Here is a 24,414-nt window from a genome sequence, read left to right on the forward strand (position 1 = left end):
TTCAATCATCAAGCGCTCTATAGCATCTTGGCATGATGATTGATTGAACAATGGAGGCCGTAATGTGGGTGATCAGACCGTGGCGGAAGCTGCGCAGATGGCTGTGGAGATTATTGGGCGATGAGCGCCAGGTCAGGGAGCGCATCCATTGGGTAGAGGGGCGGCAGGGCTGAGCGCAGCCCAGGCATGCTGGGCCGCGGATAGATCGGATAAGGATGGAAAAGGCGGGCGAAGATGGACAAGTTGCGTGCGGTGTACAGAACGTGGGTGGATTGGTGGTGGCAGGGCATGACGATACATGCCCGCCAGGTGTGCCGAGACGAGTCGGAGATACTGGAGCGCATCCGCGACGGAGGAAGACGATGAGCAGTGAACAAACCCGAGCCGTGGTGCAAGGCTTTCTGACCGAGGTGGGCTCCGGCCGCAACCCAGACGCGGCAGCGCGATATATGGCGACCAGCGTGGCGGCGCATCAGCTGGAATCGGAAAATCCGCGCACGCTGGCGCGCAGCCCGGCGAATTACGCCGAGCATGTGCGCGATTTCCTGCGGCTGTTCGGCAATTTCGAGCTGCGCATAGACGAGCTGTTGGTCAACGGCGACCGCGCCTATGCGCGCTGGACTCAGTTTGGCCATCTCCAGGCCGAAATCAACGGCGTGCCGGCCAGCGGCGAGCCGCTGGTGCTGATCGACAGCGCCTGCTACCGGGTGGCGGACGGCAAGATCGTCGAATACTGGATACAGGCGGACCGGATGGGCTTGGCGCGGCAGCTGGAGTGAGACAGCGTTCGACAGCCGTCATCGGATTCTGAAACAATGTCTCCTTAGGGCTGCGCAGACGGCCCGACTACCGCAACAGGAGACGCCTTGCCCTACCTCGCCCTGACGCTGTCCATGTTTCTATGGTCTAGCGCCTTCATTGTCCTGAAATACGTTTTCCAGTTCTACCACCCGCTGGCCGTGCTGTTCGCGCGCATGGCCGTGGCCACGCTGTGCCTGTTGCCGCTGGCGATGGGCGGCCGCATCAGCTGGCATTACCGCAAGGGCGACTGGCGCTGGCTGCTGGCGATGGGCCTGGCGGAACCCTGCCTGTACTTCCTGTTCGAGGCCAACGCCTTGACCTTGACCAGCGCCTCGCAGGCCGGCGTGATCACGGCCACGCTGCCGATGCTGATGGCGATAGGCGCCAGCCTGTTCCTGCATGAGCGCCAGTCGCGCCAGGTGTGGTTGGGCATCGCCTTGTCGTTTGCCGGGGTGATCTGGCTCAGCATGGACAGCCGCGCCGGACCGGGCGCGCCCAATCCTTCGCTGGGCAATGCCCTGGAGTTCTGCGCCATGGTGTGCGCCTGCGGCTATGTGCTGATCGCCAAACGGATGTCCGCGCGCTATTCGCCGCTGGCCATTACCGGCATCCAGACGCTGACCGGTTGCGTCTGGTTCGGCCTGGCCATGCTGACGCCGTGGGGCGTCTGGCCGGACACGCTGTATCTGATTCCCAGCCTGTGGGTGTTGTATCTGGGCGCGGTGATCACGCTGGGCGCGTATGGGCTGTATACCTGGGCCGTATCGCGCATCCCGGTGGCCAAGGCTGGAGCTTTTAATAATCTGATCCCGGTGTTCACCGTGCTGTTGGCCTGGCTGCTGCTGAATGAGCGCTTCGAAGCCTGGCAGGCCGCTGCCGGCGCGCTGGTGTTCGCCGGGGTGTGGCTGAGCCAGCGGCGGCAGGGGTGAGGGGACGCGACAGGGGTAGACACAGACAACACGGTTGTCAGTTTTGTCCTGCCTGCCAATGGATGGCTTAGGCAGTTTGCTGCCACGCGGCAATATCGCAATGACGCTGGCGGCTTCCCCGCCCATGGTCGATGATGCAGAATACAAACCATTGCGTATGACCTAAGGAATCGAGCATGAGTCCACGGCTGATCATAACTTGCATGGCGGCGCCGCTGATATTGGCCATGGCGATGGCGCGCGCCGAAGATACGCCCAGCGCGCCCCAGGTGCAGCAGGTGATCAAGCTGCCGCTCAAGGTCAAGCCGGTCGTCGCGGCCCCGACTACGCCTATGCCTGCATCGTCGGGGGCGATGCAGGCCGCGCCGGCCGCCGCCGGCAAGATGGCTCCGGCGCAGGGCAAGTCCATGCCGCAGGCGGCGCCGGAAGCGATGGCGCCGGGCGTCACCATGGGCCAGCCGCCTGCCCGCGATCTGTCGCAACCGAGTCCCGAGGTCCGGGCGCCGGGCACCAAGCCCAGAACGGCGCATCGCGCCAAGTCCAGGAAGACCAAGATGGCGCATGGCGGCGCCAAGACCATGGGCGAGGCCGCCCAGGTCAAGGATGTGGTGTCGAGCATTCTCAAAGCCAATAGCGTCGCCATCAGCAAGCATAATCCGGGCTATCTGGCCAAGCTCGGCGATCGCGCCATGCCCAAGGCCACGGTGGTGACCTGCTCCAGCCCGGGCGGCCAGTTGGGGATGTCGGGCGGCGATGCGGATCTGTTCGTGATCAGCAATATGGGCAACCAGCTTGCCACGTCCGAGGGCTCGGTCGAGTACGGCGTTCGCCATCTGCACACGCCCTTGCTGATGTTCGTCAGCCATACCGGCTGCGGCGCGATCAAGGCGGCGGCCGGCGACTACAGCAATATGGAGCCGTCCATTCAGAAGGAGCTGGACAGTATCGAGATCCCCAAGGGAATCGACGCCACCAACGGCGCGCTGATCAACATCAACAACCAAGTGGAGGGCGCCATCCTGAAGTTTTCCGGCGAGGTGGAGGCCGGCAAGCTGGCGGTGCTGGGCGGCTACTACGATTACAACAACGATCTGAAGCAGGGCCGCGGCCGGCTGGTGATCACCAATATCAATGGCGAGACCGATCCGGCGCGCATCCGCGAGCTGAGCAGCAGCGGCCGCTATTTCCACTATGGCTTCATGGGGCGTTGAGCGGCCCGGTAGCGATGCCGTTACAACCGTTCTGATCCAGACCATGCAGAGAGCGCCGATTCGGCGCTCTTTTTCATGGAAAACTGAAAATTGTTTGGCCGTGCGCAAAAACGAATATCCGAAAACGGACTACGATGGCAGGGAATCGAGCGAGTCATGGCCGATTGCCAGTAAAGCCCCTGAATTTTATAGGGGTATAGTCGGGTGGATGTAATGGCTCCGCTACAAAGGGTTTGATGGCGCCGTCATGGTTTGATGGTGCGAAATGGGTTTTTTGCCGGTTGTTTTTTCGATTGTGAAAATTTTTAGTCGAAAACGAACAATCAGGCGCTCGATATTTTCATTTGGTTTCTGGAGAGACAAAATGGCTGTTAGCAATCAAATCGAACTCGACGCCCTGGTGGCCCGCGTAAAGAAGGCGCAAGTCGCCTTCGCGCAGTTCACGCAAGAGCAGGTTGACCACATCTTCCGTTGCGCCGCGCTGGCCGCCGCCGACGCCCGCATTCCGCTGGCGCGGATGGCCGTCGCCGAAACCGGCATGGGCGTGATGGAAGACAAGGTGATCAAGAACCACTTCGCCTCCGAGTACATTTACAACAAGTACAAGGATGAGAAGACCTGCGGCGTGCTGTCCGAGGATGACACCTTCGGCACCATCACCATCGCCGAACCCATCGGCGTGCTGTGCGGCATCGTGCCGACCACCAACCCGACTTCCACCGCCATCTTCAAGGCGCTGATCTCGCTGAAAACCCGCAACGGCATCATCTTCTCGCCGCACCCGCGCGCGCGCCGCTCCACTTGCGAAGCCGCCCGCCTGGTGCTGGAAGCCGCCGTCGCTGCCGGCGCGCCGCAAGACATCATCGGCTGGATTGATGAGCCGTCCGTCGCGCTGTCCAACCAACTGATGCACCACCCCGACGTCAACCTGATCCTGGCCACCGGCGGCCCGGGCATGGTGAAGGCCGCTTACTCGTCCGGCAAGCCCGCCATCGGCGTCGGCGCCGGCAACACCCCGGCCGTGATCGACGAAACCGCCGACATCAAGCGCGCGGTGGCCTCCATCCTGATGTCCAAGACCTTCGACAACGGCGTGGTCTGTGCCTCGGAGCAGTCCGTCATCATCGTCGACCAGATCTACGACGCGGTGCGCGAACGCTTCTCCAAGCACGGCGGCTACATCCTGTCCAAGAGCGAAGCCGAGGCCGTGCGCAAGGTGATACTGCAGGATGGCAGCCTGAATGCCGCCATCGTCGGCCAGAGCGCCGCCAAGATCGCCGCCATGGCCGGCATCACCGTGCCGCCCACCACCAAGGTGCTGATCGGCGAAGTGACCGAGGTGTCCGATCAGGAAGCCTTCGCTCACGAAAAACTGTCCCCGACCCTGGCCATGTATCGCGCCAAGGACTTCATCGACGCTTGCGACAAGGCCGCCGCGCTGGTGACCATGGGCGGCATCGGCCACACGTCCTCGCTGTACACCGACCAGGACCTGCAGGAAGAGCGCGTGCGCTACTTCGGCGACAAGATGAAGACCGCCCGCATCCTGATCAACACCCCGTCCTCGCAGGGCGGCATCGGCGACTTGTACAACTTCAGCCTGGCGCCGTCGCTGACCCTGGGTTGCGGCTCCTGGGGCGGCAACTCGATCTCCGAGAACGTCGGTCCCAAGCACCTGATCAACAAGAAAACCGTCGCCAAGAGGGCTGAAAACATGCTGTGGCACAAGCTGCCGAAGTCCATCTACTTCCGTCGCGGCTCCCTGCCGGTGGCCCTGGAAGACCTGGCCGGCAAGAAGCGCTGCCTGATCGTCACCGGGCAGTACCTGTTCGAACACGGTTTTGTGGACGAACCGATCCGCCTGCTGAAGAAAATGGGTCTGGAAGTGGAAGTGTTCTTCGAAGTGCCGGCCGACCCGACCCTGGCCGTGGTGCGCAAGGGCGCGGACCTGGCCCACGCCTTCAAGCCGGACGTGATCATGGCGATCGGCGGCGGCTCGCCGATGGACGCGGCCAAGATCATGTGGGTGATGTACGAGCATCCGGAAGTGCACTTCGCCGACCTGGCGCTGCGCTTCATGGACATCCGCAAGCGCATTTATCAGTTCCCGAAACTGGGCCAGAAGGCCATGATGGTGGCGGTGCCGACCACCTCCGGCACCGGCTCCGAAGTGACCCCGTTCGCCGTGGTGACTGACGAAGTGACCGGCGTGAAGTACCCGATCGCCGACTACGAGCTGACCCCGAACATGGCCATCGTGGACGCCAATCTGGTGATGGACATGCCGAAGTCGCTGACCGCCTTCGGCGGCATCGACGCGGTCACCCACGCGCTGGAAGCGTATGTGTCGGTGATGGCCAACGAGTACTCGGACCCGCAAGCCCTGCAGGCGCTGAAGCTCCTGAAGGAATACCTGCCGTCGTCCTACCTGAACGGCGCCAACGATCCGAAGGCGCGCGAACAAGTGCACAACGCCGCCACCATCGCCGGCATCGCCTTCGCCAACGCCTTCCTCGGCGTGTGCCACTCGATGGCGCACAAGATCGGCGCCGAGTTCGGCCTGGCCCACGGTCTGGCCAACGCGCTGTTGATCAGCAATGTGATCCGCTACAACTCTGCCGACGTACCGACCAAGCAGACCGCCTTCAGCCAGTACGACCGGCCGAAGAGCGTGGCGCGCTATGCTGAAATCGCCCGTCACCTGGGCCTGGAAGCCAACCGCGACCACGAGCGCGTCGAGAAGCTGATCGAGTGGGTGGACGAGCTGAAGAAGACGCTGGGCATCCCGTCGTCCATCCAGGCCGCCGGCGTGGCCGAAGCGGACTTCCTGGCCAAGGTGGACGAAGTGGCCGAGGCCGCGTTTGACGACCAGTGCACCGGCGCCAACCCGCGCTACCCGCTGATCAGCGAGCTGAAGCAACTGCTGCTCGACAGCTACTATGGCCGTCCGTACAAGGAAGCCTGGGAACGCGAAGAGCCGGCTGCCAAGGCGGAAGCCAAGCCGGCCAAGGGCAAGGCCAAGGCCTGAGTGAGTTAGACCTGTATCAGACCCAACCGGTCGGCGTCAGCCGGCCGGTTTTTTCATTGCCGCTTTAGGCTGCGGCGGCGGGACGCCATCCAGCTTGTTGTCCATCAGATAGCGGTGGGTGATGGCTTCGACATTGATGTGCTTGAGTCCCTGATTCAGGATGTCGGCCAGCCTTTTGCCTTCGGCCGATGGTTTGAAGCAGACGTATAGCAGCTTCTCCTCCAGCAGGTGCGGATTCATCCGCAGATTGCCGCGCGCGGTTTTCAATTTCGGATCGTTCTGCATCAGGTAGTCGAAGACATAGCGGTCAATCACCGCCAGGTCGATATGACGGCGATCGAGTTTCAACAGGTTTTGGGTGTCGTCCAAGGCCTCGTCCGCATTCTGCCGTTTGGTGGCGATGCGCTCGTCCAGTTCCGCGGTATTGACGTAACCCTGCACCACGCCTACGCGCAGGCGCGACAGCTCGGCCAGTTGTTGCCACTGATAGTGGCTATTCATGCGCTCGGCGAAGCCAAGGGGGCTGCGGCCAATCGGGTCGGAAAAGAAAAAGGACTTGCGGCCGGCGGCGGAGTCGTATTCCGGAAAGTAACCCGCCACCTGAGGATTGAGGGTGGCTTCGGCTACGGCGCGTTGCCAGGGCACCACCTTGATGCGCACCTTGTAGCCCATGGCGGCGTAGGCGGCGCGGATCACCGCGCTGTTGAGGCCTTGCTCGGCGAGCTGGCTGCCGGTATAGGGCGGCCAGTCCAGCGTGGTCAGCGTCACGGTATGAGACGTGTCGGCCAGGGCGCTGCCCGCCGCGGTCAGCGACAGGATCAGGCAAAGGCCAGGCAGGCTTCGTATCACGCGTCCCTCCTTGTGTCTGTCCTATTGCATCATAGGTTTTCCTAAGTGGATAGAGGGGGACTTGTCGGTTTGCGTATTTGGTGTTTTCCGCTCTTTTTACGCATTTCAACGGCGTTAAGTTTTGCTTGTTGGAATAATTTCATTTTATTCAAATAAAATATATCGATGACATGGCAAGTTGTATGTGCTAATTTCGCCGCGTCGATTGGGCGAGAGAAATTAGGAGAACATCATGCAATCCACGCAACAGACCCTGCATAGAGGTCTGGAGGAAAGGCATATCAATTTGATGGCGCTGGGTGCCACCATAGGCGTCGGCCTGTTCCTGGGATCGGCCACCGCGATCAAGATGGCCGGTCCGGCCATCATGCTGGCCTACGGCATCGGCGGCTTGGCCATCTTCATGATCATGCGCGCGCTGGGCGAGATGGCCATCCACAACCCGGTGGCTGGTTCGTTTAGCCGCTATGCGCAAGACTACCTCGGCCCGCTGGCCGGCTACCTCACCGGCTGGAACTACTGGTTCCTGTGGCTGGTGACCTGCATGGCGGAAATCACCGCCGTCGGCGTCTACATGGGCATCTGGTTCCCGGACGTGCCGTCCTGGTACTGGGTGCTGGCGGCGATGCTGGCGATGGGCGGCGTCAACCTGATCGCGGTGAAGGCTTACGGCGAGTTCGAGTTCTGGTTCGCGCTGATCAAGATCGTCACCATCGTGTTGATGATAGCCGGCGGCTTCGCCATGATTGTGTTCGGCTTCGGCAACCACGGCGTCGCCACCGGCATCGCCAATCTGTGGGCGCACGGTGGCTTCATGCCGCATGGCTTTTCCGGCGTGCTGATGTCGCTGCAGATGGTGATGTTCGCCTACCTGGGCGTGGAAATGCTGGGCCTGACCGCCGGCGAGGCCAAGAATCCGAAGAAGGCGCTGGCGCGCGCGGTGGATTCGGTGTTCTGGCGCATCCTGATCTTCTACATCGGCGCCTTGTTCGTGATTCTGTCCATCTACCCGTGGAACGAGCTTGGCACCCGCGGCAGCCCCTTCGTGATGACTTTCGAGAGCCTGGGCATTCCGGCCGCCGCCGGCATCATCAACTTCGTGGTGCTGACCGCCGCCTTGTCCTCGTGCAATAGCGGCATCTACAGCACCGGCCGCATGCTGTTCAATCTGGCGGAGCAGAAACAGGCGCTGCCGCTGTTCGCCAAGGTTTCGAAAAGCGGCGTGCCGGTGCCGGCGCTGTTGTTGTCGATTGCCGCGCTGTTGGTGGGCGTGCTGCTGAATTACCTGGCGCCCAAGGAAGTGTTCACCTGGCTGACCGCCATCTCCACCTTCGGCGCGGTATGGACCTGGCTGATCATCCTGCTGGCGCAGTTGCGTTTCCGCCGTTCGCTGTCGGCCGATCAACTGGCATCCATCAGCCACCGCATGCCGCTGTGGCCTTACGGCTCCTACCTGACGCTGGGCTTCCTGGCGCTGGTGATCGCCCTGATGGCTTACTTTCCGGACACGCGCGTCGCGCTGATCGTCGGCCCAGGCTGGCTGGTGTTCCTGGTAGCGGTGTACTACCTGCTCGGTTATCACAAGCAGGACGCCGCCTGGCGGCTGGCGCAGCAGGGACGCTGAGCATTGGACTGATCATTGAAACCCGCCGTTGGCGGGTTTTTTTATCCGGCAACGCCGTTTGCGTCGCGCAGAAAGTCTATCAAGGCGCGCAGCTTGGCCGGTGGGCGGCGTTGCTGCGGGTAGAACAGGTACAGCGCTTCCGCCGGCGGCAGGTACGGTTCCAGCACGGAAACCAGCCGCCCGGCCTGGATGTCGTCGCGCACCAGGTCTTCGGCCAGATAGGCCAGCCCCACGCCGCCGCGCACGCCCAGCAGCCTGGCCTGGTTGTCGTTGGTGAGCAGCGGTCCGCGCAGCGCCAGTTGCCGCAGCTGGCCTTGTTCGATGAACTGCCAGCGGTATTGCGGCCCGCTGGCGCCAAAGCGGTAGCCTATGCATGCGTGCTCGGCAAGGTCGTCCGGCGTGGCCGGCACGCCGCGCCGCGCCAGATATTCTGGCGTGGCCGCCACGACGAAGCGGATGGGCGGGCTGACCTGCGCGGCCTGCATGCCGGGTTGTAGCCGGTCGCTGAAGCGGATGCCTGCGTCGAAGCGCTGGCCGACGATGTCGACCAGGCCATCGTTGATGTCCAGCTCCAGCGTGAGCGCCGGATGTTGCCGCAGGAAGCGGTCCAGATGCGGATACAGCACGATCTGCGCCGCGGTGTGCGGCAGGGTCAGCCGCAGCGTGCCGGCCGGCTGGCCTTGCTGCTGGCGCGCGTCGTCCAGCGCTTGCCTGATCTCTTCCAGCGCCGGGTTCAGCCGTTCCAGCAGGAGTTCTCCGGCTTCGGTCGGCGTCACCTGGCGGGTGGTGCGCGCCAGTAAGGGCACGCCGAGCTGGCTCTCCAGCTGGCGCATGGCTTGGCTCAGCGCCGAGGCGCTGACGCCGAGTTCGGCCGCGGCGCGGGTAAAGCTGCGATGGCGGGCGATCAGCGCGAAGGCTTGCAGGGCGTCGTGTTGGGGTCGCTGCATTGTGAAGCTCGGCTAATTAATGTTTGTCATTTTCGGCCATTTATCCTCGCCTGGCCATCTCCTATGCTGACGTCACTTTCCAAACGAGGAGCAAGGGCGATGCAAAAACGCACACTGGGCCGCAATGGCCCGCAGGTTTCGGCGCTGGGCTTGGGTTGCATGGGGATGAGCGCCTTCTATGGCGCGCATGACGACGCCGAGTCGCTGGCGACGCTGGACCTGGCGCTGGACCTGGGCGTCAACCTGCTCGATACCGCCGATATGTACGGCCCTCACACCAACGAGCTGCTGCTGTCCAAGTTGTTGGCCCGGCGCCGCGGCGAGGTGGTATTGGCCACCAAGTTCGGCATCGTGCTGGATCCGGCCAACCCGGCCAAGCGCGGCGTCAATGGCCATCCCGACTACGTGCGCAGCAGTTGCGAGGGCAGCTTGGCGCGGTTGGGCGTCGATCATATCGACCTCTACTACCTGCATCGCATCGACCCGACGGTGCCGATCGAGGAAACGGTGGGCGCGATGGCGGAGCTGGTGCGGGCCGGCAAGGTGCGCTATCTGGGCTTGTCCGAGGCGTCGGCCGAGACGCTGCGCCGCGCGGCGGCCGTGCATCCCATTCATGCGCTGCAAAGCGAATACTCGCTGTGGACGCGCGATCCGGAAGACGGCGTGCTGGCCGCCTGCCGCGAGGTCGGCGCGAGCTTCGTCGCCTACAGCCCGCTGGGCCGCGGCTTCCTGACCGGCGCGATCAAGAGCCCGGACGACTTCGCCGCTGATGATTTCCGTCGCAGCAATCCGCGTTTCCAGGGCGAGAACTTCCAGCGCAATCTGCAATTGGTCGACAAGGTGAAGCAAATGGCCGCGGCCAGGGGATGCAGCCCGGCGCAGCTGGCGCTGGCCTGGCTGCTGGCGCAGGGCGACGACATCATCGCCATTCCCGGCGCGCGCAAGCAGGCGAATCTGCGCGACAACCTGGGCGCGCTGCAGCTAGCGCTGACGGCAGCCGACCTGTCTGAACTGGACGAGGTGTTCGCCGCTGGCCAGGTGAGCGGTTCGCGTTACGCGGCCGAGGTGATGCAGTTGTTGAATCGCTGAAGGCGGCCGGCGTGGGCTGATGCCGGCGCGGAATGATTTTGCGCTCCCGCACGGATGCAAAATCGTTAATATCCCGGACCGGCCGCGAGCGGCATGGATTGGCCAGACGTCGGCAAAGCGCTTTGCCGGGCATCAGCCGTCCGGCCGTTGCGGCAAAGACACGAGTGGCGGACGGATGATGTCAAAAGCATCAATTGTCTTAAGCGTTGAGCGAAACGATCTGTTATGTTGTGAACGTTTTGATTCCGGGGCGCGGAGTTGACGCAGATGGCGAGCAGGCGCCAGCGTCGCACGGCCTGCATCCATGACCATCCAATCCGTTCATAGCATTCTAGATTTCAAAGCCACCTTGCTCAGCACCACGGGTTACACGCTGATGCTGACCTTGGTGGTGCTGCTGTTCTGGCGCTACAACCGGCGCGAGCCGGCCCTGTTGACGTTGGGGTTGAGCGGGGCGATCAGCGCTGCCGGCTCCACCCTCGCTTTCCTGCCTTTCCCGCTGGCGCCATGGCCTAGCTTGCTGCTGGTCACGCTGCTGTTGCTGATGTTCCACCCGATGGCGCTGCTGGCCACGCGCCAGCTGTTTGGTCTGAGGGACCGGGGCGTGTTTTGCCTGGGCAGCGCCGCGGCGGTGATGCTGGCGTTCATCCTGCTGGGCGGCGAGGCGAATTACGGCCATCGCGTCATGGTGACATCGTTCTCCCATGTGATTTTCTGGTCCTTGATTTTTGCGCAGTTTCTGCGCGCGCGCGGCCAGGCGACGCCAGTTGGGCACTGGCTGGCGGCAGGTTTGGCCACGCTGATCATCCTGATCTCAGTTTGCCGCTTCGCCGTGGCCTGGTGGATGGGCGATCCGGGGTTTGCCGAGCGCGGCGGGCTGTTCAATCTGTTTTCGTCGCTATGTCTGTTTTGGCTGACTTTCTGCTTCAGCCTCAGCATATTGTTCATCAGTTATGAACGCCTGCTGATGCAACTGCGCCAGCAGGCCGATCAGGATGGCCTGACTCGGCTGCTCAACCACCGCACGTTTCTGGAAAAGGCCGACGGAATATTCCGCCGCGCGGTCGACAGGGGGGAACCGCTGTCGCTTTTGCTGATCGACCTGGACCATTTCAAGAGCATCAATGACCGCTACGGCCATCAAGTGGGCGATGAGGTGCTGCGCCAATTGGCCGACTGCCTGCGCCGCGAGGCGCGCCTGGGCGACTTGCTGGGGCGGCATGGCGGCGAGGAGTTTGTGGCGCTGCTGCCGCAGACCAGCCGCCTCGACGCCTACCACGCGGCGGACCGGCTCAGGCTGGCCATCAGCACTTTGCAGCCGCGCATCGGCGAGTTTTCCTTGAGCATCAGCGCCAGCATAGGCGTGGCCAGTTTGCGGCCGGCAGAGCATGAAAGCCTGGCCAGCCTGTTTCTGGAGGCGGACTTGCTGCTGTACCAGGCCAAGCATAACGGCCGCAACCGGGTGGAGATGGAGCGCGTGGCCGCGCCGGTGGTAGCGGCTGTCTAGAGAGGTAGAGCGGCCTCGCGATGCACGTCGCGCAGGTAGACCGGCAGGTCGGTCGTGGGCGGCGTGGCCGGCAGCTGGTACAGCATGTCCGCGACAAAGCCGCGATGATAATTCTTGTGGTTGACGATGTGCAGCAGCATATCGCCCCGCCGCATTCTGCCCTTGCCGCCATCGACGAACAGGAAGTCGATTTCCGCCTCGCTGTCCGCCGCATTCAATCTGTCCGCATAATCGATATACCAGCGGTCCAGTTCCGTCTGGGCGGCGTCCAGCTCCGCCAGGCTGGGCGTCGCTTCGGTATTGCGGCTGGCATAGCCGTGGGGACGCTGCTGCAAATGGGCCTGCCAGATGCGGTCCACCACCAGATTGTGATTCAGCGTGCTGAGGATATTGCCGAAGACGGTGGCGCGAGGCTTGCTCAATTCGGCCTCGGGCAAGGGGTCCAGCGTATCGAACAGGCTGCGGTTGGCCCAGGCGTTATAGCGGACCAGCATGCGGATATGGCGCAGGGACATGGCGTGTGCTTTTGGAGTGGATTATCCTGATTTTAAATGACAATGGATTTTCAAGCGAGCCGGATAGCGAAAGCGGACGGGTGAGGAAGTCTTTAACGCCGTCTTGTGGCAATTGCTTCCCGACATAGGCTGGGGTCAGTGTCAACGCGGCTTCGGCTGGACCAGACTAGGTTGGATGGGAAATTAAACTGAACCAAGCGGCCAGATAATGGCGCAACGGCATGAGCCAAGTAGCCGTGATGCTTTGGTTATCCGCCAATCGTGGGCGCGGGCAAGGCTGTTCAGCCAGCGTTTGGTTTGGTTTTGGCATGCGCTGCCTTGCGTGGCGCGATGGCCGGCGCGCCTTTTTGGATGTTCCCCAGGCGACGGCGGATGTTGTCGCTGTCCAGCCAGATGTCCTCGCCCTTCAGGATGCGATCCAGCTCTTCATCGGTCAGGAAGGGGCGGCAGACATGGCGCATGACTTTTTCAAACCATTTGCCGCTGGCCATCACCTGCGCCTGCTGCTCGTTGCCCTTGCCGATCAGCGCCGAGGAGTAGTTGTGGAACATCAGCTGGCAGGTATCGTGCACCACCAGTTCGTCGCCGGCCAGGAAGATCAGCGCGCCCATGGAGTAGGCCCGCGCTTCCAGAATGGTGACCACATGGGCCTCGCTGGCGCGGATGTTGTTGATGATCTGCAGGCCGGCGTCGAAGTTGCCGCCGGGGGTATTCAGGTGCAGGTAGACGATGTCGTTACCGCTGGCGGTGCGCAGGGTGTACAGCAGGTCGGTGTAGTGGATGGCTGCGCCAATCTCCTCCGACAGATAGAACGAGATCTGCCGCACCGTGCCTTGGGTTTCGTACTGGCGGTACAGCGGGACGGGTTTGTCGTCGTCATCGGGGTCGGTGCGGGGCATGATGGCTCCTCATTGCGCTGGTCTTTCCAATTTAGCCCTGGCGGGGGGCTCTTGCCTTGTATTGGCGTGAGTTGCTCCTTTCCCATCTCTCATCTGAGTGGTTGTAGTTGGCGCAAGGGTGTTGTGTCCGCTTTGCGGACGATGATTGAGTGGCGGGACTGCCCGCCGGGCAGGTCAGGGAGCTGTCTCGCCAGTTCCCCGACACCCCTAGGCGACCCCAGCAGCGCTGCGAAACCCCGGCTCCTTGCCCAGCGGTTTTTTTGTCGGGGTTTCGCGGGCTGCAGGGGCGGCCTGGGGTTGTCTGCGTGCGAATCTTTGATTCGCTCAGCGATAGGGGGCTGGCCGCACAGCCCCCTCACCCGTTTGCCGGGCGGAACCGGTATCTAAATCATTATCCGCTTAGCGGATTCATCAGAAGAGATCGCGTGGATAGGAGAACCGTCAATTCAATCGAGCCGGCTGCTCATTAGCGGCACTGATGGAAATCAAGCCAGCCTACGTGCCCAACTCCTTCAATACCTCTTTCACCTTGACGATCCGCTGCGCCACTTCCGGCAGCGCCTGCTCCACCCGCAGCTTGTCCTGCCCGGCCAGGCGATAGTTCTTCTTGCTCTGGATCAGCATGATGATCTTCACCGGATCGATCGGCGGGTTCTTGATGAAGGCGATCTGCACCGCTACTTCGCTGGCGTCCAGCTTCTGCACGCCCAGCTCTTTGGCGGTCAGGCGCAGACGGTGGCTTTCGATCAGCGTCTTCACGCTCTGTGGCGGCAGGCCGAAGCGGTCGATCAGCTCTTCGTGGATATCGTCGATTTCGCCCTCGGTTTCGCAGCTGGCCAGGCGTTTGTAGATCAGCAGCCGTTCGTGCACGTCCGGGCAATAGCCGTCCGGCAGCAGGGCGGGGCTGTGCAGATTGATCTCGGTGGTGACGCCCAAGGGCGCGTCCAGGTCCGGCGCGCGGCCTTTTTTCAGGTCGCGCACGGCTTGTTTCAGCATCTCGGTGAACAGGCTGAAGCCCACTTCCTGCATCTCGCCGGATTGGCCTTCGCCCAGGATTTCGCCGGCGCCGCGGATTTCCAGGTCGTGCATGGCCAGATAGAAGCCGGCGCCGAGTTCGCCGGACAGCTGGATCGCTTCCAGGCGTTTTTGCGCGTCGCGGGTCATGCCGTCCGGCGTCAGCAGGTAGGCGTAGGCCTGGTGGTGCGAGCGGCCGACGCGGCCGCGCAGCTGGTGCAGCTGCGCCAGGCCGAACTTGTCGGCGCGGTTGATCAGGATGGTGTTGGCGTTGGGGATGTCGATGCCGGTTTCAATGATGGTGGAGCACAGCAGCAGGTTGAAGCGCTGCTGCAGGAAGTCGCGCATCACCTGTTCCAGCTCGCGCTCGCGCAGCTGGCCGTGGGCCACGCCGATGCGCGCTTCCGGAATCAGCTCGGCCAGCTTTTCCCGCATGTTTTCTATGGTGTCGACTTCGTTGTGCAGGAAGAACACCTGGCCGCCGCGTTTCAGCTCGCGCAGCACCGCCTCGCGGATCACGCCGTTGCTCAAGGGGCTGACGAAGGTTTTCACCGCCAGGCGGCGGCTGGGGGCGGTGGTGATGGCGGAGAAGTCGCGCAGGCCTTCCAGCGCCATCGACAGCGTGCGCGGAATCGGCGTGGCGGTCAGCGTCAGCACGTCGACGTTGGCGCGCAGGCGTTTCAGCTGTTCCTTCTGCCGCACGCCGAAACGGTGCTCCTCGTCGATGATGACCAGGCCCAGATTCTTGAACTGGATATCCGGCTGCACCAGCTTGTGGGTGCCGATGACGATGTCGACGCTGCCTTCGGCCAATCCCGCCAGCGCCTGCTTGGTTTCCTTGCCGCTTTTGAAGCGGGATAGCTCGGCGATGCGCACCGGCCAATCGGCGAAGCGGTCGGAGAAGTTCTGGAAGTGCTGTTCGGCCAAGAGGGTAGTGGGCACCAGCACCGCCACCTGCTTGCCGCCCATCACCGCGACGAAGGCGGCGCGCAGCGCGACTTCCGTCTTGCCGAAGCCGACGTCGCCGCATACCAGCCGGTCCATGGGCTTGCCGGAGCACATGTCCTGGATCACCGCCTCGATGGCGCTGGCCTGGTCCACGGTTTCTTCAAAGCCAAAACCGGCTGCAAAGGCGGCGTAGTCGGCGTGGGACAGCTGGAAGCTGTGGCCTTCGCGCGCGGCGCGCTGGGCGTACAGATTGAGCAGCTCGGCGGCGGTGTCGCGGGCCTTTTCCGCCGCGCGTTTCTTGGCCTTTTCCCAGGCCGGGTTGCCCAGCTTGTGCAGCTGGATGTCGTCGGTGGCGCCGCCGGCATAGCGCGAGATCAATTGCAGCTGCGACACCGGCACGTACAGCGTGGCGCCGTCGGCGTACTCCAGCTGCATCAGTTCGGTTTCGCCCTCGCCCAGGTCCATGGTTACCAGGCCTACATAGCGGCCGATGCCGTGCGCCTCGTGCACTACCGGGTCGCCGGCCTTGACCTCGGCCAGATCGCGCAGCATGGCGTCGGACGCCGCCCGCTGGTGTTTGCGGCGGGTGTGGCTGCGCGCGACGTGCTGATACAGCTCGCTTTCCGTCACCACGGCGATGCCAGGCTCGGCCAGCGCGAAGCCGGAATACAGCGGCGCCACGGTCAGCGCCAGCGGCATCTTGCCGGCGATGAAGTCGGCCCAGCTGTCCACCGGCGTCGGCTTGAGGCCGTTTTCAGCCAGGAAGGCCAGCATGGTTTCGCGGCGGCCCAGGCTTTCCGCCGCCAGCAGGATGCGTTTGTCGCTGGCGGCGATGAAGCTCTGCAGCTTGTGCAGCGGCGCCTCGGCGCGGCGGTCCACCGCCAGTTCCGGCAGCGCGGCGCCGCCGGTTTCGCCTTCGCCGGCCAGTTCGATGCGGGCATACGGCTTGAGCCGCGCCATCAGTTCGTCCGGCCGCAGGAAGATGTCGGCCGGCGGCAGCACGGGCCGCTCGGTATCGCCGCGGGCCATGTCGTAGCGGCTTTGCGCATCGCGCCAGAAGGTTTCCGCCGCGGCCTGCACGTCGTGGTGCAGCACCACCAGCGCGTCCTCGCCGACGTAGTCGAACAAGGTGGCGGTTTCGTCGAAGAACAGCGGCAGGTAGTACTCGATGCCGGCCGGCCACAGCCCCTGCGAGACATCTTTGTAGACGCGGCTCTTGCTCGGGTCGCCTTCCATCTTTTCGCGGTAGCGCTGGCGGAAGGCGGTGACGCCGCTTTCGTCGGCCGGATATTCGCGCGCCGGCAGCAGGCGGATTTCCGGCACCGGGTACAGCGTGCGCTGGCTGTCGGGATCAAAGGTCTTCAGGCTGTCGATTTCGGCATCGAACAGGTCGATCCGGTACGGCAGCGGCGAACCCATGGGATACAGATCGATCAGGCTGCCGCGCACCGAGAATTCGCCCGGCGCCATGACTTGCGTCACGTGCTGGTAGCCGGCGGTGACCAGATCGCCGCGCAGTTTTTCCACATCCAGCTGCTGGCCGGTTTTCAGGAAGAAAGTGCGGCCCAGCAGATAGCTGACCGGCGCCAGCCGGCTCAAGGTGGTGCTGACCGGCGCGATCACCACCTGGCATTCGCGCTGGCGGATCTGCCACAGCGTGGCCAGTCGCTCGCTGACCAGGTCGCCGTGCGGCGAGAAGTGGTCGTAGGGCAGCGTTTCCCAGTCCGGGAACAGGGCGATGGACAGATCCGGCGCGAAGAACGGCAGCTCGGCCTTCAGCCGTTGCGCGGCTTGGGCGTCGGCGGTGAGGATCAACAGCGGTTGGCGCTGCGCGGCCAAGGCGGCGATGGCATGGCTATCCAGGCCGTCTGGCAGACGGCCGCAACGGGTTTTCTGGCCGGCGGGCGGCAGGGTCGGGTGCATATCCAACTTGATCTGCTTCTGTGCGGAGTTGTGCTTGTGGCGATTATAACAGCGCGCGCGGCGTTTCCCCGGCGGCGAACGCTAGCCGGCGCGGTCAAACCCGGCTATCGTATGCGTTTGGCTCAAATGTCATTTATCTCAATTAGAAGAAAAACAGCATGGGGCCAGGATTAGACATTCAAAAAAATAATGCATAACACCGCGACTCATGTCGAAATAAATGAAATTTGCATGATGCGGGCGTGGCCAAGATCCGGCAAACCGGACGACAGCTAAAGGATGGAAGCGTGAGAACCACACTAAGGGTGGAGGAGGGGTTGGTTTTCCTGGGGTTTGTCGGCGGCGTGGCCTTGTGGCCGCGCAGTCCCCAGGCGGCACTGACACTTGCCAGTTTTTTGCCGCATGGCCTGTTTGCCTGGCAACAGCTCGCGCGCGGCGCGCGGCGCAGCTGGTGGTGGCCGTTGGCCGCCTTGTTACCGGCGCTGTGGCTGATGCCGTCGCTATGGGGCATGCTGCTGGCCGGCTCCTTGTATCTGATTCCGCCCGGCCTGCGTTTGGGGCGTTTGACGGCCTGGCGGCCGCGTCCGGCCACGCCGAATCAGCTGCGCGATCTGCTGCTGGCCTTGATCGTCTATCCGGCGCCGCTGGCGGCCTTGCCGCTGGGCGTCTACGTCTGGGGCTCCGGCGGCGGCCATGTTGTCTGGTCATGGGCGTGGCAAGGCTGGGCCGCCCTGGCTTCCGCGCTGTTCTTGTGCGTGCCCCTGGCGTGGCCGTCTCCGCACGCGCCGTCCTGGACGGTGCGCCTGGAGCAGGCGCTGATTCTGGCCTTGGTGGCCATGGAGGCCGGCTTGCTGCAGTCCAGCGAGATCAATCTGAACATTCCCAACCAGCTGTTGTTTTTTCCCTTCATTCTGTGGGCGGCTTGCCGCACCGGCTTGGGCGGCGCCGCGCTGACCGCCGGCGCGGTGGCGGTGGGCTTGTCGCTGGCGTCAACCGGTTCCGGCGCCGTCAGCCACGCCATCATCGGCCATGTCTCCACCGATCTGCTGCTGGCGCTGGCGCTGAACGTCTCCGGCCTGCTGGTGGCGATTCTGATGGATGGGCACCGCTCCGACGAGGCGGCCTTGAAGACGTTCCGCGCGCGCATCGACTCCCTGGTCAATAACAGCCCGACCATGATGTCGCTGAAGGACATGGATGGCCGTTATCTGCTGGTCAACGCCGCCTATGCGCGGCGGGTGGGGGTCTCGCCGGGAGAATTGCCGGGGCGTCGGCCGGAGGACGTGTTCGATCTGGACGATGCCCGGCAGATCCGCGAGCAGGACCAGCAGGTGCTGAACCTGCTGGCGCCGCGCCAGTTCGAGGAGCATTTCGTGCTCAACGGCGTGGAGACCTATCTTTTGGCCTCCAAGTTTCCCCTGTTCGACGCCGACGGACGGCCCGCCGGAGTGGGCAGCGTCGATACCGACATCACGCTGAGCAAGCGCGAGCAGCGCGCCAAACGCGAGGCCGAGGAGCGTTATCTGGCGCTGGTGGAGCAGTCGCTGGTCGGCATCTACATCATGCAGGACGAGCGGCTGGCGTATGCCAATCCCAAGCTGGCCGAGATCATGGGCCATGCGCCGGAGGAAATGGTGGGCATGACCATGGCCCAGTTGTTGGTGCCGGGCGAGGCGGTGAGGCTGCGCCAGCAGCTGCTGCGCCGCTTCCGCGAGAATATCGCGGTGATGCACTATTCCACCCGCGGGCTGCGCAAGGACGGCGTGGTGGTGGACATGGAGGTGCACAGCCGTTTGTTCGAGCTGGATGGCCGCAAGGCGGTGATCGGCGTGGTGATGGACATTTCGGATCGGCTGCTGGCCGATACCAATCTGCGGCTGGCGGCCAAGGTGTTCGAAAATTCGGCCGAGGGCATCCTGATTCTAGACGCCAGCGCCCGCATCATCGCCGTCAACGACGCCTTCACCCGCATCACCGGCTATACGGAAGACGAAGCGCTGGGCAAGCCTTCGCGCATCTTCCATCTGGGCGAGCGGGAGCGGGAAGCCATGCGGGAGGCCCTGGCCGGCAGCGGCCACTGGCAGGGCGAGATGCAGGACAGGCGCAAGAACGGTGAATGGTATCCGGCCGAACTTTCCATCTCCGCGTTGCGCGACGAAGACGACGAACTGTGCAACTACGTGGCGGTGTTTTCAGACATCACCCAGCGCAAGGAGGCCGAGGCGCGGCTGCAGTTCCTGGCCAATCACGATCCGCTGACCCGGCTGCCCAACCGCAGCAGCCTCACCGCGCAACTGGACGAGGCGTTGGCGCGCATGGCCAGCCAGGGCGGCCAATTGGCGGTGATGTTCATCGACCTGGACCGCTTCAAGCTGATCAACGACTCCTTCGGCCACCAGGCCGGCGACCTGCTGCTATGCGAGATCGCGCTGCGCCTGGCGCGCGTGGTGGGCGAGCGCGGCATGCTGGCGCGGCTGGGCGGCGATGAATTCACCCTGTTGATGAGCGGTTTCGACAGCCACACCCAGCTGGGGGAGGTGGCCACCGACATCCTGACCGAACTCGGCCGGCCGCTGAGCCTGGAGGCGCATGAGGTGTTCATCACCGGCAGCATAGGCATCAGCGTATTCCCGCATGATGGGCAGGATGCGCAGACCTTGCTGAAAAACGCCGACGTGGCGATGTACCGCGCCAAGGATTCCGGCAAGAACACCTACCAGTTCTTCGACGCCGGCATGAACACCCAGACCTTCGAGCGTCTGCTGCTGGAAAACGGCCTGCGCATGGCGCTGGAGCGCGGCGAATTCGAACTGCATTACCAGCCGCAACTGGCCGCCGACAGCCGCGCGCTGCAGGGCGCGGAGGTGTTGCTGCGTTGGCGCCATCCGCAACTGGGCCTGGTGCCGCCGGTGCGCTTCATCGCGCTGGCCGAGGAAACCGGGCTGATCAAGCCGATCGGCGACTGGGTATTGGCCGAGGCCTGCCGCCAGTTGGCGGCCTGGGACCGCCAGGGCCTGGCGGTGCCGCGGCTGGCGGTGAACCTGTCGCCGCGCCAGTTCGGCCAGCCGTCGCTGCCGGCCAAGGTGGCCGGCGCCTTGCAGGCGGCGGGCCTGCCCGCCAGTCGGCTGGAGCTGGAAATCACCGAGAGCATGCTGATGCAGAATCCAGACGAAGCCGTGCAGCTGTTGGCGCAACTGAAAGCGTTGGGCGTATGGCTGTCCATCGACGATTTCGGCACGGGTTATTCCTCACTGTCCTATCTGAAGCGCTTCCCGCTGGACACACTGAAGATAGACCAGTCCTTCGTCGACGGCCTGCCCGACGACGAGGACAATGCCGCCATCGCCGAAGCCATCCTGGCCATGGCCAAGAAGCTGAAGTTCCACGTGGTGGCGGAAGGGGTAGAGAACGAGGCGCAGGCGGCCTTCTTGCAAGGCAAGGGCTGCCACACGCTGCAGGGCTACCACTTCAGCCGGCCGCTGCCGGCGGCGGAGTTCGCCGCGTTGGTGGCTGGCTGGCCGCAACCGCTTGCGGCGGCGGGCATCCCGGCGTGAAGCTGGGCCGTGGGGCAGCTTGCGGCTACAATGGCGGGAATTGTGAATTAGAGAATCTCCGCCATGAGCAACAAACGCCTGATACACGGCTTCCACGCCATCAACGCCCGACTGTGGCAGAACCCGAAGAGCCTGCTGGAAATCTGGCTGGCCGGCGGACGCCATGATGCCCGCGCCAAGGCGGTGCTGGGCAAGGCCGGCGAGGAAAAGGTCAAGCTGCACATCGTGGACAAGGAACGGCTGGACAGCATGAGCGGCAACGCCCGCCATCAGGGCGTGGTGGCGATGATAGACGCCAGCATGAACTACGTGGATCTGGACGATGTGCTGGAAAACCTGTCCGAGCCGCCGCTGCTATTGATCCTGGACGGCGTGACCGATCCGCACAACCTGGGCGCTTGCCTGCGGGTAGCGGACGCGATGGGCGCGCACGCGGTGATCGCCCCCAAAGACCGCTCCGCCACACTGAACGCCACGGTGTCCAAGGTGGCTTGCGGCGCGGCCGAGGTGGTGCCTTACATCACCGTCACCAACTTGGCGCGCACCCTGCGCGATCTGAAGGATGCCGGGGTGTGGATTGCCGGCACCACCATGGAAGCCGATACCGACCTGTATCACTTCGAAGCATCCGGCCCGCTGGCCTGGGTGATGGGCGCCGAGGGCGAGGGCATGCGCCGCCTGACGCGCGAGCACTGCGACGTGCTGGTGTCCATTCCGATGTTCGGCACCGTCGAGAGCCTGAACGTGTCGGTATCGTCCGGCATGGTGCTGTCGGAAAGCCGCCGCCAGCGGGTGCTGAAGACGCAGGGTTGAGCTTTGGTTTAGTCAGAAAAAGGCCGCGCATGCGGCCTTTTTCATCCCTGTCCGCCCAGCCGTTCCCGCGTCAGCGCCAGCCAGGCGCGGGCGGCGTGGGACAGGTAGCCGCCGCGCTGCCAGATCAGGCCCAGGTGCCAGTACAGCTTGTTGTCGTACAGCGGGATCACGTCGTATTGCCCGCTGTCCAGCCGCGCCACGATGCTGCGCGGCAGCAGGGTGACGCCGAGATTGGCGCCCACCAGTTCGACGATGAAGTCCCAGTGCGCGCTGCGGCCGACGATATTGGGCGTTTTGCCCAGCTCGCGGAAGGCGTCGGTGACGCGGCGGCATAATGTGAAGTCTTCCGGATACAGCACCAATGGCTGGTCGGCGATGTCGGCCAGGCGCACCAGCGATTGGCCTTGCCAGCGGGAGCCGGCGGGCGCCACCAGGCACAGCGGGTCGCGCACCACCGAATAGTGTTCGAACAGCTGGCTGTCCACCGGCAACACGGCCACGCCGATTTCCAGTTCGCCGCTCTTGATGCGGTTTTCGATGGCCAGCGCGCCGTCTTCCACCATTTTCAATTCGATCTGCGGATACAGTCGGCGGTAGTGGCTGACCACCGGGGCGAAGAAAGCCACGCCCACCATGGGCGGCAGGCCGACCACCAGCTCGCCGCGGCTGAGGCCGGACAGGTCGGTCAACTCGTTTTTCAGCTTATGCATCGCCGACAGCACATCCAGCCCGCGCTCGTAAGTGACGCGGCCGGCGTCGGTCAGCCGGAAGCTGCGGCCCTCGCGCAGGATCAGCGGCATGCCGAGTTCCTCCTCCAGCTGTTTCACCATCTTGCTGATGGTGGGCTGGGTGACGAACAGCGCGTCGGCGGCGCGGGTGAAGCTTTGGCATTTCACCAGTTCGACAAAATAGCGCAAGGCGCGGATGTCCATTTGCATTCCTGATTGGAATCGTAACGATAATTTTAATTCATTTTTAGAATGAAATACGGCTGGCTATACTAGCTTCAACTCCGTAAGTCGATGGAAGCCGAATCATGGCACGCCGCCTGTTTTACCGCCTGATGCCGCTGTTGCAAACCTGTAGCCAGGTTGCGCTGCTGAGCCTGGTGTGGCTGGCTGCCAGTCAGCTGAGCCACCGTTTTCTGCCGGCCATGCCGGCCGGCGTGCTGGGCATGCTGCTGGTGCTGCTGGGTTTCTGGTCCGGCCTGCTGCCGGTGAGCTGGTTCCGGCACGGCGCGCGTTGGCTGTTGGCGGAGATGCTGCTGTTCTTCATCCCGGCGGTGGTGGCGGTGGTGCAGTATCCGGAAGTGATTGTATCCGCCGGTGTCCGCCTGTTGTTGGTGATTGTGGCCTCTACCGCCTTGGTGATGGTGGTGACCGCTCTGGTGGTGGATCGCTGCTACCGCCTGGAAATCTGGATGCGCCGTCGCGCCAGCAACCGCAAGGCGCAGATGAGGGTTGAAGCCCATGGAGCATGAAATTGCCTTGATCTCCTTTGTACTCACCGTGGTGTTGTACTGGATGGTCAAAAAGTATTACCTGAAGACCCGCAGCTGGTGGAGCACGCCGATTCTGGCGGTGCCGCTGCTGGTCATCGGCCTGGTGGTGTTGGCGCGTGTGCCGTATCACACCTACTTTGCCGATACCCGTTGGCTGACCTGGCTGTTGGGGCCGGCGACGGTGGCGTTTGCGATACCGATTTACGAGCAGCGCGCGCTGATCCGCAAGCATTGGCTGTCCCTGAGCTGCGGCGTGCTGGTGGCGATACCGGTGGCCGTGGGCAGTTCGGTGATGCTGGCGCGCTGGCTGGATTTGTCCGAAGCCATGCAGAAGAGCTTGGCGCCGCGTTCGATCAGCACGCCGTTCGCCTTGGCGGCGGCGCATACGCTGGGCGGTTCGGCCGATCTGACCGCCTTGTTCGTGGTGGTGACCGGGGTGTGCGGGATGATGCTGGGCCAGCTGATGTTGACGATGCTGCCGATTCGTTCCGCCCTGGCGCGGGGCGCGCTGTTCGGCGCCGCGGCCCACGCGGCCGGCACAGCCAAGGCGAATGAGATTGGCGCCGAGGAAGGCGTGGTAGCCAGCCTGACGATGATGCTGGCCGGGGTGGCGACGGTGTTTGCCGCGCCGCTGATTGGATACTGGCTGTAACGAGTTTGTGTTGTGACCTGGCTGCCGGTGGGGTGGTAGCCAGTGGGTTTCTCCTCTTCCCCAAAACGAGCGTTGATTACGGCCGGCCCTTTTGGGTCCGGCCATTTTTTTTGGCCGCGTGGTCGTGATCGTGGCTATGGCCGTGGTTGTCCTGGCCGAACGGCGTGTGGCAGACGCAAGGTTCGCCCTCGGCCGCCTCCACCAGCGTTTGCAGAATGCCGCAGTCGGCGGCGGCGTGGCTGTCGTGGCATTTGTCGCGTAAAGCCAACAGCTGCTGCTCCAACAGCCGCAGGGCCTCCACCTGCTGGTGCACCTTGGCGATCTGCTGGTCGATCAGCAGATTGATGTCCTCGCAGTCGTGCTCATGATCCGCCTTGAACGCCGCCAGGTTGCGGATGTCGGCCAGCGACATGCCCAGCGAGCGGCAATGCAGGATGAAGTTCAGTTCGCCCAGCTGCTCCGCATTGTAATGGCGGTAGCCGGAAGCCGAGCGCTGCGGCGCCGACAGCAGGCCCTCGCGCTCGTAATAACGTATGGTTTCCACCTCGCAGCCAGTCTTTTTGGCCAGTTCACCGATCAACATCCTGCCTCCCGCTCAAAAACGCTTGAC

General features: G+C 63.5%; 19 protein-coding genes. 12 read left to right on the forward strand and 7 right to left on the reverse strand.

Annotated elements, in window-relative coordinates; all coding sequences use genetic code 11:
* Positions 1–234 precede the first annotated feature (234 nt).
* The 5 genes from JHD59_RS23075 (at position 235) to adhE (ending at position 5,969) form a co-directional block, all read left to right on the forward strand.
* Positions 235–366, forward strand: a complete 132-nt coding sequence (locus JHD59_RS23075) for a hypothetical protein (RefSeq protein ID WP_255521346.1) — start codon at positions 235–237, stop codon at positions 364–366.
* A complete protein-coding gene (locus JHD59_RS01295) occupies positions 363–779 on the forward strand; it encodes an ester cyclase (protein WP_199152849.1) in 417 nt (138 codons plus the stop codon). Before JHD59_RS23075 ends, JHD59_RS01295 begins: the two co-directional genes overlap by 4 nt.
* A gap of 87 nt (positions 780–866) precedes the next feature.
* Entirely contained in the window at positions 867–1,730 is an 864-nt protein-coding gene (locus JHD59_RS01300; RefSeq protein ID WP_199152850.1) for a DMT family transporter, read from the forward strand.
* Positions 1,731–1,906: 176 nt separating this feature from the next.
* Positions 1,907–2,941 carry a carbonic anhydrase gene (locus JHD59_RS01305; RefSeq protein WP_233163835.1) on the forward strand — a complete coding sequence of 345 codons (1,035 nt, stop codon included), beginning with the start codon at positions 1,907–1,909 and terminating at the stop codon, positions 2,939–2,941.
* A 364-nt stretch (positions 2,942–3,305) separates the two neighbouring features.
* Positions 3,306–5,969: a bifunctional acetaldehyde-CoA/alcohol dehydrogenase gene (adhE, locus tag JHD59_RS01310; RefSeq protein ID WP_103320005.1), complete on the forward strand. Its 2,664-nt coding sequence runs from the start codon at positions 3,306–3,308 to the stop codon at positions 5,967–5,969.
* A gap of 36 nt (positions 5,970–6,005) precedes the next feature.
* On the opposite strand, the gene JHD59_RS01315 is transcribed toward adhE, so the two are convergent.
* Entirely contained in the window at positions 6,006–6,818 is an 813-nt protein-coding gene (locus JHD59_RS01315; protein WP_199152851.1) for a transporter substrate-binding domain-containing protein, read from the reverse strand.
* A gap of 232 nt (positions 6,819–7,050) precedes the next feature.
* Between JHD59_RS01315 and JHD59_RS01320 the strand changes: the two genes are divergently transcribed.
* Positions 7,051–8,442 carry an amino acid permease gene (locus JHD59_RS01320; protein WP_199152852.1) on the forward strand — a complete coding sequence of 464 codons (1,392 nt, stop codon included), beginning with the start codon at positions 7,051–7,053 and terminating at the stop codon, positions 8,440–8,442.
* 41 nt (positions 8,443–8,483) lie between these two features.
* Here JHD59_RS01320 and JHD59_RS01325 read toward each other — a convergent pair whose 3' ends face one another.
* Entirely contained in the window at positions 8,484–9,389 is a 906-nt protein-coding gene (locus tag JHD59_RS01325; protein ID WP_199152853.1) for a LysR family transcriptional regulator, read from the reverse strand.
* 99 nt (positions 9,390–9,488) lie between these two features.
* On the opposite strand from JHD59_RS01325, the gene JHD59_RS01330 reads away from it, so the two are divergent.
* Both JHD59_RS01330 and JHD59_RS01335 read left to right on the forward strand, forming a co-directional pair.
* Complete coding sequence (locus JHD59_RS01330) at positions 9,489–10,478, forward strand: aldo/keto reductase (RefSeq protein WP_199152854.1); 990 nt, start codon at positions 9,489–9,491, stop codon at positions 10,476–10,478.
* 304 nt (positions 10,479–10,782) lie between these two features.
* Positions 10,783–11,985 (forward strand): diguanylate cyclase, encoded by a 1,203-nt coding sequence (locus tag JHD59_RS01335; protein WP_103320014.1) that lies wholly within the window; start codon positions 10,783–10,785, stop codon positions 11,983–11,985.
* Here JHD59_RS01335 and JHD59_RS01340 read toward each other — a convergent pair.
* The 3 genes from JHD59_RS01340 to mfd all read right to left on the reverse strand — a co-directional run bounded on the left by JHD59_RS01340 (position 11,982) and on the right by mfd (position 17,284).
* Positions 11,982–12,500: a DinB family protein gene (locus tag JHD59_RS01340; protein ID WP_199152855.1), complete on the reverse strand. Its 519-nt coding sequence runs from the start codon at positions 12,498–12,500 to the stop codon at positions 11,982–11,984. The two genes, JHD59_RS01335 and JHD59_RS01340, sit on opposite strands and share 4 nt — an antisense overlap.
* Positions 12,501–12,781: 281 nt before the next feature.
* Complete coding sequence (locus tag JHD59_RS01345) at positions 12,782–13,399, reverse strand: ATP-dependent Clp protease proteolytic subunit (RefSeq protein WP_103320016.1); 618 nt, start codon at positions 13,397–13,399, stop codon at positions 12,782–12,784.
* Between the two features lie 495 nt (positions 13,400–13,894).
* A complete protein-coding gene (mfd, locus tag JHD59_RS01350) occupies positions 13,895–17,284 on the reverse strand; it encodes a transcription-repair coupling factor (RefSeq protein ID WP_199152944.1) in 3,390 nt (1,129 codons plus the stop codon).
* Between the two features lie 287 nt (positions 17,285–17,571).
* Here mfd and JHD59_RS01355 point away from each other — a divergent pair, with 287 nt between their 5' ends.
* Both JHD59_RS01355 and rlmB read left to right on the forward strand, forming a co-directional pair.
* Positions 17,572–20,838: an EAL domain-containing protein gene (locus JHD59_RS01355; protein ID WP_368671508.1), complete on the forward strand. Its 3,267-nt coding sequence runs from the start codon at positions 17,572–17,574 to the stop codon at positions 20,836–20,838.
* A 63-nt stretch (positions 20,839–20,901) separates the two neighbouring features.
* Positions 20,902–21,651 carry a 23S rRNA (guanosine(2251)-2'-O)-methyltransferase RlmB gene (gene rlmB, locus JHD59_RS01360; protein WP_199152856.1) on the forward strand — a complete coding sequence of 250 codons (750 nt, stop codon included), beginning with the start codon at positions 20,902–20,904 and terminating at the stop codon, positions 21,649–21,651.
* Between the two features lie 41 nt (positions 21,652–21,692).
* Here the strand turns inward: rlmB and JHD59_RS01365 are convergent, their stop codons facing one another.
* Positions 21,693–22,583: a LysR family transcriptional regulator gene (locus tag JHD59_RS01365; protein ID WP_199152857.1), complete on the reverse strand. Its 891-nt coding sequence runs from the start codon at positions 22,581–22,583 to the stop codon at positions 21,693–21,695.
* 104 nt (positions 22,584–22,687) lie between these two features.
* On the opposite strand from JHD59_RS01365, the gene JHD59_RS01370 reads away from it, so the two are divergent.
* A complete protein-coding gene (locus tag JHD59_RS01370; protein WP_199152858.1) occupies positions 22,688–23,131 on the forward strand; it encodes a CidA/LrgA family protein in 444 nt (147 codons plus the stop codon).
* Entirely contained in the window at positions 23,121–23,804 is a 684-nt protein-coding gene (locus tag JHD59_RS01375) for an LrgB family protein (RefSeq protein ID WP_233163836.1), read from the forward strand. Before JHD59_RS01370 ends, JHD59_RS01375 begins: the two co-directional genes overlap by 11 nt.
* Positions 23,805–23,880: 76 nt before the next feature.
* Here the strand turns inward: JHD59_RS01375 and JHD59_RS01380 are convergent, their stop codons facing one another.
* Positions 23,881–24,387: a Cd(II)/Pb(II)-responsive transcriptional regulator gene (locus JHD59_RS01380; protein WP_103320025.1), complete on the reverse strand. Its 507-nt coding sequence runs from the start codon at positions 24,385–24,387 to the stop codon at positions 23,881–23,883.
* Positions 24,388–24,414: the final 27 nt, after the last annotated feature.

It is taken from the genome of Chromobacterium sp. ASV23, from assembly GCF_016428945.1.
GTDB classification, from domain to species: domain Bacteria; phylum Pseudomonadota; class Gammaproteobacteria; order Burkholderiales; family Chromobacteriaceae; genus Chromobacterium; species Chromobacterium sinusclupearum.

Bases quoted from the DNA above. Each gene is read 5' to 3' on its own strand.
- JHD59_RS01335 (WP_103320014.1), top strand. From the start codon at position 10,783: ATGACCATCCAATCCGTTCATAGCATTCTAGATTTCAAAGCCACCTTG.
- JHD59_RS01325 (WP_199152853.1), bottom strand. From the start codon at position 9,389: ATGCAGCGACCCCAACACGACGCCCTGCAAGCCTTCGCGCTGATCGCC.
- JHD59_RS01370 (WP_199152858.1), top strand. From the start codon at position 22,688: ATGGCACGCCGCCTGTTTTACCGCCTGATGCCGCTGTTGCAAACCTGT.
- rlmB (WP_199152856.1), top strand. From the start codon at position 20,902: ATGAGCAACAAACGCCTGATACACGGCTTCCACGCCATCAACGCCCGA.
- JHD59_RS01320 (WP_199152852.1), top strand. From the start codon at position 7,051: ATGCAATCCACGCAACAGACCCTGCATAGAGGTCTGGAGGAAAGGCAT.
- JHD59_RS01295 (WP_199152849.1), top strand. From the start codon at position 363: ATGAGCAGTGAACAAACCCGAGCCGTGGTGCAAGGCTTTCTGACCGAG.
- JHD59_RS01345 (WP_103320016.1), bottom strand. From the start codon at position 13,399: ATGCCCCGCACCGACCCCGATGACGACGACAAACCCGTCCCGCTGTAC.
- adhE (WP_103320005.1), top strand. From the start codon at position 3,306: ATGGCTGTTAGCAATCAAATCGAACTCGACGCCCTGGTGGCCCGCGTA.
- JHD59_RS01380 (WP_103320025.1), bottom strand. From the start codon at position 24,387: ATGTTGATCGGTGAACTGGCCAAAAAGACTGGCTGCGAGGTGGAAACC.
- JHD59_RS01305 (WP_233163835.1), top strand. From the start codon at position 1,907: ATGAGTCCACGGCTGATCATAACTTGCATGGCGGCGCCGCTGATATTG.
- mfd (WP_199152944.1), bottom strand. From the start codon at position 17,284: ATGCACCCGACCCTGCCGCCCGCCGGCCAGAAAACCCGTTGCGGCCGT.
- JHD59_RS01365 (WP_199152857.1), bottom strand. From the start codon at position 22,583: ATGGACATCCGCGCCTTGCGCTATTTTGTCGAACTGGTGAAATGCCAA.
- JHD59_RS01340 (WP_199152855.1), bottom strand. From the start codon at position 12,500: ATGTCCCTGCGCCATATCCGCATGCTGGTCCGCTATAACGCCTGGGCC.
- JHD59_RS01375 (WP_233163836.1), top strand. From the start codon at position 23,121: ATGGAGCATGAAATTGCCTTGATCTCCTTTGTACTCACCGTGGTGTTG.
- JHD59_RS23075 (WP_255521346.1), top strand. From the start codon at position 235: ATGGACAAGTTGCGTGCGGTGTACAGAACGTGGGTGGATTGGTGGTGG.
- JHD59_RS01330 (WP_199152854.1), top strand. From the start codon at position 9,489: ATGCAAAAACGCACACTGGGCCGCAATGGCCCGCAGGTTTCGGCGCTG.